The organism is Stenotrophomonas maltophilia group sp. Smal13, assembly GCF_030236855.1.
Taxonomy (GTDB): Bacteria; Pseudomonadota; Gammaproteobacteria; order Xanthomonadales; family Xanthomonadaceae; genus Stenotrophomonas; species Stenotrophomonas maltophilia_A.
The window spans coordinates 78,310-87,491 of the sequence record NZ_JASJSQ010000010.1 but is presented as its reverse complement, the minus strand read 5'-3'; the positions used below and the strand labels follow the sequence as shown (position 1 = coordinate 87,491).

Genomic DNA, 9,182 nt, shown 5'->3' with positions numbered 1-9,182 from the left:
GCTTACATGGACGTACTTGCAGCGTCCCCCGCACCCGGCCCCACCCCGCCATCCCCCAGGAACCCAGCTTTTGCTCCGGCTGTTGCTTCGGCGCTGGCTCTGGCCTCTGGCCTCTGCGGGTGCCGGGTGCAACCCGGCCGATACCCTCCCGGTGCTAGGCTGTGGCTACCGACAACCACGGAGGCGGGATGGGGGCGATCGTGTTGTTGCCGCTGTGCGTGGACGATGCCGCACTCGACCGCTGCCTGGCTGCGCTGGATGCCGGCACCGCGCCGGGAACCGCGGTCTGGCTGGCCGATGACGCGCAGACCGGCCCGCGTGCGCAGGCGGTGGTGGAGCATTGGTTGGCGCATACGCCACTGCAGGCCGAATACACCCGCCGCGCGCGGCCGTTGGGCGAGGTCGCCCATCTGGATGAGATGCTGCGCGCCTGCGAGGGCATGGACGTGGCGGTGCTGGCGCCGGACAGCGTGCCCGCGCCGGGCTGGCTGCAGCAGCTGCAGGATGCCTTCGCCCGCGACGCCGCCATCGCCACCGCAACCCCGTGGTGCAATGCCGGCGAAACCGCTGCATGGCCGCGGCTGGGCGAGATCAATCCGGAACCGGACGATCCGGCACTGCTGGCACACACCTGCGCCACATTGCCGGTGCTGCATCCGGAGCTGCCCTCGGCGGTCACCCACGCGGTACTGGTGCGCGGCAACGCGCGTCGCCGCGCCGGCGGCCTGGACGTGGACAGCTACGCCGGCTGGAACGCGGCACTGGTGGACCTGAGCCTGCGCATGGCTGGCCTGGGATGGCGCAACGTGCTGTGCGAGACCGCCTTCGTCAGCCGGGCAGGGGAGGCGGTCAGCCGTGATGGCGATCTCGAGGCCCTGGCCGCGCGCTGGCCGGGGTGGGTGCCACGGCTGGCTGACTTCCTCATGCACGATCCGCTGCATGGCCTGCGTGCCGACCTGCAGCAGCGCATGCGGCAGGCGATAATGCCGAAGGAACAGGGTGACCTGTTCGTCTCGTCTTCCGCGCCGGAGCCTCCTGCTTGAATGTTGCCATTGCCGCCATCGTCGTCACCTACCAGAGCGGCAGCACCATCGACGCCTGCCTCTCGCGTCTGCGCCAGGCGCAGGACGTGGCCGAGATCCGGGTGATCGACAATGGCTCGATGGATGGCACGCTGGATATCGTGCAGCGCCATGCCAGCCACGACCCGCGCGTGCGTTTCGTCGGCAATCCGGACAATCCCGGCTTTGCCGCCGCCAACAACCAGGGTGTGGCCGATTCGCACAGCCCATGGCTGGCCTTCATCAACCCGGACCTGATGGTCGAACCGGAGACGTTGGCCGCACTGCGCAGCCGCGCGGAAGGACTGGGCGACTGCCTGCTCGGTGTCGAGCAGGTGGACGAGCAGGGCCATGCCGACGAAGCCGTGCGCCGCCGCGACCCGGATTTCCTGATGATGCTGCGCTCGCCGGGCAAGGGCTCGAAGCTGGCGGTGCCGCGTGACCCGCAGCAGGCGCTGCAGCGGGTGCCGGCGCTGTCCGGTGCGCTGCTGATGATGCCGCGTGCATTGTTCGACTGCATCGGAGGTTGGGACGCCGGCTATCGCCTGCATGCCGAAGACCTGGACCTGTGCCGGCGTGCACGCGAAGCCGGAGCAGTGGTGGCGATCGCCAATGACCTGCAGGTCACCCACGTTCGTGGCGTCTCCAGCCGCTCGCGGCCGTTCTTCGTGGAATGGCACAAGCACAAGGGCCTGTGGCGCTATTTCCAGAAGTTCGAGGCCAGGCAGCGTTCGCTGCCGGTGCGGGTAGCGGTGTGGGGCGCGATCTGGGCGCACGCGCTGATGCTGGTGCCGAAGCTGCTGCGCAAGGCGCTGTAGCGCCGCAAGAGCATCCACGCATGGCGTGGATCTACCAATGTTGTTTCCCGTGAGCTGAGTGTGGCCGCAGGCACCCCGGTTCACCCTGCCGGGCGCATAATCCGCCCCATGCCTATCATCCAGTCCCTGCTCGACACCGACCTGTACAAGTTCACCATGATGCAGGCGGTGCTCCACCAGCACCCCGGCGCCCAGGTGCAGTACCGGTTCAAGTGCCGCACGCCCGGCATCGACCTGGCCCATTACATCGACCAGATCGACGAAGAGATCGACCACCTGTGCAGCCTGCGTTTCAGCGACGCGGAGCTGGACTACATGCGTGGCCTGCGCTTCGTGAAGCCGGACTTCGCCGATTTCCTCGGCCTGTTCCACCTCGACCGCAAGTACATCCAGCTGCGCGCATCGAAGACCGTGCCCGGCGAGATCGAACTGGACATCACCGGGCCCTGGCTGCACACCATCCTGTTCGAAGTGCCGCTGCTGGCGATCATCAACGAAGTCTGGTTCCGCAACACCACCACCGCCGACTTCGCCGAGGGCGAGCGCCGCCTGCAGGCCAAGGCCGCGCTGCTGCGTGATACCCCGGGGTTCGAGCAGTGCCGCATCGCCGACTACGGCAGCCGCCGCCGCTACTCGCGTGACTGGCATGCCCGTCTGCTGCCGCTGCTGCGCGATGCGCTCGGCCCGCAGCTGGTCGGCACCAGCAACGTGCACTTCGCCCGCCTGTACGGCATGACCCCGCACGGCACGATGGCCCATGAGTACCTGCAGGCATTCCAGGCGCTGGGCCCACGCCTGCGCGATTCGCAGGTGGCGGCACTGGAGTCGTGGGCACGCGAGTATCGCGGCGACCTCGGCATCGCGCTGTCCGACGTGGTCGGCCTGGATGCGTTCCTGCGCGACTTCGACATGTACTTCTGCAAGCTGTTCGACGGCGTCCGCCATGACTCCGGCGATCCGTTCGACTGGGGCGACCGCATGCTGGCCCACTTCCAGCAGCGCCGGGTGGATGCACGCAGCAAGGTGCTGGTGTTCAGCGATGGGCTCGACATCGCCAAGGTGATGCGCCTGTACGACTACTTCCGTGGTCGCTGCCAGGTCGCCTTCGGCGTCGGCACCCACCTGACCAATGATCTGGGGCCAACGCCGCTCAACATCGTCATCAAGATGGTCCGCTGCAACGGCCAGCCGGTGGCCAAGCTCAGCGATTCGCCGGGCAAGAGCATGTGCGACGACCCGGGCTACCTGGCCTATCTGCGCCAGGTCTTCGAGCTGCCGCCGGCGTAAACACGTCGGCTTGCAGCACGCCGGCTTACAGGTAGTCGACCACCACCAGGTAGGCGCCCTGCAGCGGCTGCTGCTTCGAAGCCTGCACGCTGTAACGCTCGGAGAAGGCGATATCGCCGGCGCGCATCGCGCTGGCCGACACCGACAGCTTCTGGCCCTGGCGCTTGCCGTCGCGCAGCGTCGCGGCCTGGCCATCGGCCAGCGCCGTCACGGCCACCGTCGAGCCCTTGGCCGAGGGCGGGCAGGCGGCCAGGCTCAGCTCACCCTGGGACAGGTTCGTCGTGCAGCCCGGCTCGGCGATACGGCCGCTGAAACGGATGCTGCCGCTGCTGGCCTGGGCCAGCGCACTGACGGACATCAGGGCCACACACAGCAGAATGGAGTTCCTCATGACACGTTCTCTGGTTCGGTGTGTCCTAGTTAGCGACAGGTTCGATCCGTCTTTAATAGGACAAATCCGAATCTGCTAGGGCCATCACCAAGAAAGAGTGATGCGCATCAAATAAGGCGATTTCCACCTGAAAAAAGCCTGTTTTCGCGCATGCCGAACGCGCCACGGGAAGCGTCATGCAGGGTCGTTTGTGACCTGATCGCCTTGCCGTCAAATCCCCCACGCCCGCCGGGCTCTCATTCCGCCTACCACGTCACATTTGAGGCGTCAATGAATTGGCGTTCAGAAAAATAATGAGACTTTCATCACAGTTGTGCCTATACTTGCGTCACGGATTCAGGGGAAGGTATGTCCGAGTCCGGCCACAGGTGAGACGCAAGGATGGGTCTTGATAGCCCGGCAGTGCTCCTTGCTTCCTCCTCTACTTCTCATCTCTTCAGTAGGGTTAGGTAAAAGCGAATGCACAAGATCAATATCATCGCCGCTCTGATGCTGGCCGCCGCTCCGCTGGCCGCCAACGCCGCCGACGGCACCATCACCTTCAACGGCAAGGTGACCGACAAGACCTGCACCATCTCGACCCCGGGCGGCAAGGACTTCGCCGTCAACCTGCCGACCGTGTCCAAGAACACCCTGGCCACCGCCGGTGCCGTTGCGGGCCGTACCCCGTTCGCCATCAACCTGAGCAAGTGCAGCGCCGGCAACGTCGCCACCTACTTCGAGCCGGGTTCCACTGTTGACTTCAACAGCGGCCGCCTGGTCAACCAGGCTTCGGCCAACGCTGCCACCAACGTGCAGCTGCAGCTGCTGGGCTCGAACAACACGTTCCTGCCGATCAAGGCGGCTGGCCTCGGTCTGGCCCAGGAGAACTCGCAGTGGGTCACCGTCGGCACCGACGGCTCGGCCAATCTGAACTATTACGCTGAGTACTACGCCACTAACGCCGCCACCCCGGGCGACGTCACCAGCAGCGTCAAGTACACGATCATCTACAACTGATCGTAGTCGTACCCGCGCTGGCCGGCGTACGCGCCGGCCAGTGCATCGCGGCCCCTGGCCACATACCTCGAGCGTAGTACTTCCGATGAAAGCATTCTTTCCCCGGGCGCTGCTGCTGGCAGCGTTCACGCTGCCCTTCTGCCAGAACGCTCTGGCCGGCGTGGTGGTCAATGGCACGCGAGTGATCTATCCGGCGCAGGCGCGCGAAGTCACCGTGCAGGTCGACAACGTGGGCGATTCGCCGGCGCTGGTGCAGGCCTGGATCGACAGCGGCGACGCCAACCAGACCGCTGATACCAGCGATGCCCCGTTCGTGCTGACGCCGCCGATCGCGCGCGTCGAGCCGGGCCGCAGCCAGGCGCTGCGACTGATCTTCTCCGGCGCGCAGCTGCCGACCGACCGTGAGTCGGTGTTCTGGCTCAATGTGCTGGATGTTCCGCCGTCCCCGGACAACGCCGACAGCGGCGAACAGAATTACCTGCAGGTCGCGTTCCGTTCGCGCCTGAAGCTTTTCTACCGGCCGCAGGGCCTGAAGGGCGTCGCCAACGACGCGCCCGCAGCGCTGCGCTGGACCCGCACGGGCGACCGTCTGCGGGTGGAAAACCCGAGCCCCTTCCACGTCACTCTGGCCGAAGTACATGCCGTGACCGGCAGCAGTGAAAAGGCCGTCGAGGACAAGGGCGCGATGGTCGCGCCCAAGCAGAGCCTGGAGTTCGCCGCACCGGCGGGCACCGACCAGGTCCGCTTCATCACCATCAACGACTACGGCGGCCGGGTGGAACACACCATCCGCCTCGGCAGCACCGGGGGCTGAACGCGCCGCGCCGGCCTTGCGCCTGCGCATCCCGCCACCGCCGCTGTGCGGCGAATTGAAGGAATGTCAGTGTGATCGGAAACAGATTGACATTGTCGATCCATCAGGCGCTTTGCCTGTTGGTTGCTGGCGTGGCCTGCCCAGGATGGGCGCTGGCTGCCCCGGCCAATCTCGGCGAACAGGCGCTGATGGCGCAGAGTGGTGCGGCCAATGCGCGTGCACCGGAATCGGCCCAGTTCAACTCCAGCTTCCTGTCTGGCCAGGCCAAGCAGGTCGATCTGGCGGCCTTCAGCAACGGCAACCCGATGGTGGCCGGCACCTACCGCGTCGACGTCTACGTCAACGGTGCCTGGCAGGGCCGTCGCGATCTGCAGTTCAAGGCCGATGCGCAGGGCCGTGTCGACGCCTGCCTGCCGCTGCCGATGCTGGAAGAAATGGGCGTGGACAGCGAAGCCGTGCTGCTGCAGCAGGATCCGTCCGTGCCGACCGACAAGACCAGCTGCGTGCCGGTCCAGCAGCGCATGGCCAATGCCTATGGTGTCTATGACAGCGGCAACCTGCGCTACGACCTGAGCATCCCGCAGGTGTTCCTGCGCCGTGAGGCGCGCGGTTACGTCAACCCGGCGTTGTGGGACCGCGGCATCAATGCCGGCTTCGTCGGCTACAGCTTCAATGCCATCGACAGCGACAGCCGTGTCGAAGGTGGCCAGCGCAACCGCAGTGCCTACCTCGGCCTCAACGCCGGCATGAACCTGGGTGGCTTGCAGTTCCGCCACGATTCGAACCTGACCTGGTCCGAGGGCGATGGCCGCCATTGGCAGAGCATCGCCACCTATGCACAGCGCGGCATCCCGCAGGTGCGCGGCATGCTCACCATCGGTGAGGCCTACACCACCGGTGAACTGTTCGACTCGATCGGTTACCGCGGTGCCAGCCTGGCCAGCGACGACCGCATGCTGCCCGATTCGCTGCGCGGTTACGCGCCGGTCGTGCGCGGCATCGCCGAGACCAACGCACGCATCGAAGTGCGCCAGAACGAGCAGCTGATCTACTCCTCCACCGTGTCGCCGGGCAGCTTCGTCATCGACGACCTGTACCCGACCGGCTACGGCGGCGACCTGGAAGTGAGCGTGATCGAGGCCGATGGCCGCCGCCGCGAATTCAAGGTGCCGTTCGGTTCGGTGCCGCAGATGCTGCGCGAAGGCGTGTCGCGTTACTCGCTGACCGCCGGCCAGGTGCGCAACAAACTGCTGGCCGATGAGCCGTGGCTGGTGCAGGGCACCTACCAGCGCGGTATCGGCAACCAGCTGACCCTGTACGGCGGCAGTGCACTGAGCGATGGCTACCTGTCGCTGCTGTACGGCGTCGGCCTGTCCACGCCGGTTGGCGCGTTCGCCGCCGACGTCACCCACGCACGTACGACGTTCGACCACTACGGCAACCACACCGGTGCCAGCGTGCGCTTGAGCTACAGCAACATGATCGGCGAGACCGGGACCAACCTGACCCTGGCCGCCTACCGCTATTCGACCGAAGGCTTCTACAGCCTGCAGGACGCGCTGTATGGCCGTGATTCGGACAAGCGCGGCATCGATCCGACCACCCGTGGCCGTCAGCGCAGCCAGTTCCAGGTAACGCTGAACCAGCCGCTGGGCCGTCGTGGCGGCGCGCTGTACGTGACCGGTTCGGTGCGTGACTTCTACGACCGTTCCGGCACCTCCAAGCAGTACCAGGTCGGCTACAACAACGCCTGGCGTTCGGTGAACTACGGTTTCTCGGCGCTGCGCACCGAAGAGGGCGTACTCGGTCGCTCGGATACCCAGTACCTGCTGTCGATGAGCGTGCCGCTGGGCCGTGGTACCCACCCTGTGTCGTTCAGTGCTGATCTTGGCGTGCGCGACCGCGGGGGCTACGACAACAGCCGCGTTGGCATCACCGGTTCGGCCGGTGTCGACAACAACTTCAGCTATGGCGCGGCCCTGTCCGATTCCCGCGAGGGTAGCACCACCGCGATCGGCAACGTCGAATACCGCAGCCGTTATTCCGCATTGAACGCCAGCTACAGCCACTCGCGTGACTTCCGCCAGGCGTCGGTCGGTGCCAACGGCAGCGTGGTCGTGCATCCGGGCGGCTTCACCTTCACCCCGCAGCGTGGCGACACCATGGTGCTGGTGGAAGCGCCGGGCGCACGCGATGCGATCGTCAGCAACGCCCCGGGCCTGCGCGTCGACGGCCGCGGCTACGCGGTGGTCCCGTACGTGTCGCCGTACCGCCTCAATACCGTCACCCTCGATCCGCAGGGCATGGCCCACGACGTCGAGCTGGAAAGTACCAGCCAGTCGATCGCGCCGTTCGCCGGTGCCATCAGCTACCTGCGCTTCGATACCCGCAAGGGCAACGCGCTGCTGATCCAGGTGCGCAACACCGATGGCCGCACCATGCCGTTCGGTGCGCAGGTCAAGGACGAGCAGGGCCAGCCGGTGGGCATGGTCAGCCAGGGCGGCCGCCTGTACGTGCGCAGTGACAAGAACCAGGGCAGCCTGCTGGTGGAGTGGGGCGCCGGCGCCGACCAGCGCTGCACCGTTGATTACCAGGTTCCGGCAGGCGCCGATGCGTCCAAGACCGGCTTCATCCCGCTGGAGGCAGCATGCCGATGATTTCTTCCCGTGGCCGTAAGCTGCTTGCCACCGTGGCCATCTTGGGAGGTATTACCCTCGCCAGCCCGGCGTTGGCAACCTGCTACATCACGCAGCAGGGTTTTGTCGCGCAGGACGTGCAGATGGACATGGGGCAGATCGTCATTCTGCCCAACCTGCCGGTCGGTGGTTTGATCAAGGAACTGATCGTGCCGATCAACCAGCGTAACAACATAGGCACATGTGATCGCTGGGGGGGCAGCGCCAATGGCCGCTTCGTCAACGCTGCACAACAGAATGCTGTGCCAGGTTTCAACGACGTCTATGCTACCGACGTTGCGGGGGTCGGTATCCGTGTCTATCGCGATTCCGGTTCCATCCAGACTTACTACCCGCATACTCTGCCACTGCCCGGCAATCGCACGTTGACACTCAATGGTGGGCGTTTCCGGGTTGAACTGATCAAGACGGCCGCGCAGACGGGGTCGGGCATCATCGCGCCCAACGGTCGCTTCACCACCTACTATCTCGACGGCGACGGCCCTGGCCGTCCGGAACTGACCTCCACCTTCAAGGGCTCGGGCACCACCGTGGTCAGCCCGACCTGCGAAGTGCAGGCGGGCAGTCGCAACATTGCCGTCGATTTCGGCAGCGTGCCCAACACCACGTTCACCGGTGTCGGTTCCAAGGCTGTAGATCGCGATTTCGAGATCCGCCTGAACTGCCAGGGCAGCAACGTTGCTGCCTACCAGAGCAAGATCGGCATCCGCCTCGACGCCGACCAGGACAGCTCGAACATGCCCGGCGTGCTGAAGCTGAGTGCGGCCACCAACAGCGCCACCCGTATCGGCATCCAGATGGTCCAGCGCGATGGCAGCACCGAGCGCGAAGTGCGTTTCGGCCAGACCGTCAACGTCGGCACCACCGTGCCGGGTACCAGTGTCATGGCGCTGCCGCTGCGTGCCCGCTATGTGCAGACCCAGGCCGGCACGGTGGGTGCAGGTGTCGCAAACGGCCAGGCCACCTTCACCATCCAGTACGAGTAAGGCGGCCGCAGGCCGCGCCACTGCTGCGTTCCACCGCAACGTCGCCCGTTCCACGGGCGGCGTTGACTGCGTCTTGATCTTCCAACGATGAAGATCAATGCCACGACGCACGTACCATCATTCGAATGTG

8 protein-coding genes are annotated in these 9,182 nt (G+C 65.8%); 7 read left to right on the top strand and 1 reads right to left on the bottom strand.

What is annotated here, in order from left to right:
• The first annotated feature begins 188 nt into the window (after positions 1 to 188).
• From QRO95_RS05715 to pncB, 3 genes are all read left to right on the top strand, one after another.
• Positions 189 to 1,043, top strand: coding sequence for a glycosyltransferase family 2 protein (locus QRO95_RS05715; RefSeq protein WP_285301889.1), 855 nt, complete (start codon positions 189 to 191; stop codon positions 1,041 to 1,043).
• Complete coding sequence (locus tag QRO95_RS05710; protein ID WP_049398157.1) at positions 1,040 to 1,879, top strand: glycosyltransferase family 2 protein; 840 nt, start codon at positions 1,040 to 1,042, stop codon at positions 1,877 to 1,879. The genes QRO95_RS05715 and QRO95_RS05710 overlap by 4 nt, the downstream gene beginning before the upstream one ends.
• A 108-nt stretch (positions 1,880 to 1,987) precedes the next feature.
• The gene (pncB, locus tag QRO95_RS05705) at positions 1,988 to 3,166 is read left to right on the top strand and encodes a nicotinate phosphoribosyltransferase (RefSeq protein ID WP_010482009.1); all 1,179 of its coding nucleotides are present in this window, start codon (positions 1,988 to 1,990) and stop codon (positions 3,164 to 3,166) included.
• 25 nt (positions 3,167 to 3,191) lie between these two features.
• Here the strand turns inward: pncB and QRO95_RS05700 are convergent, their stop codons facing one another.
• Positions 3,192 to 3,557, bottom strand: a complete 366-nt coding sequence (locus QRO95_RS05700; RefSeq protein ID WP_014645902.1) for a hypothetical protein — start codon at positions 3,555 to 3,557, stop codon at positions 3,192 to 3,194.
• A gap of 459 nt (positions 3,558 to 4,016) precedes the next feature.
• Here QRO95_RS05700 and QRO95_RS05695 point away from each other — a divergent pair, with 459 nt between their 5' ends.
• From QRO95_RS05695 to QRO95_RS05680, 4 genes are all read left to right on the top strand, one after another.
• The gene (locus QRO95_RS05695) at positions 4,017 to 4,556 is read left to right on the top strand and encodes a fimbrial protein (protein WP_049462839.1); all 540 of its coding nucleotides are present in this window, start codon (positions 4,017 to 4,019) and stop codon (positions 4,554 to 4,556) included.
• An 85-nt stretch (positions 4,557 to 4,641) separates the two neighbouring features.
• Positions 4,642 to 5,370, top strand: a complete 729-nt coding sequence (locus tag QRO95_RS05690; protein ID WP_032128056.1) for a molecular chaperone — start codon at positions 4,642 to 4,644, stop codon at positions 5,368 to 5,370.
• A 92-nt stretch (positions 5,371 to 5,462) separates the two neighbouring features.
• On the top strand, positions 5,463 to 8,027 hold the full coding sequence (locus QRO95_RS05685) for a fimbria/pilus outer membrane usher protein (protein ID WP_343237322.1): 2,565 nt from the start codon (positions 5,463 to 5,465) through the stop codon (positions 8,025 to 8,027).
• Entirely contained in the window at positions 8,018 to 9,052 is a 1,035-nt protein-coding gene (locus QRO95_RS05680; protein ID WP_049399831.1) for a fimbrial protein, read from the top strand. Before QRO95_RS05685 ends, QRO95_RS05680 begins: the two co-directional genes overlap by 10 nt.
• Positions 9,053 to 9,182 lie beyond the last annotated feature (130 nt).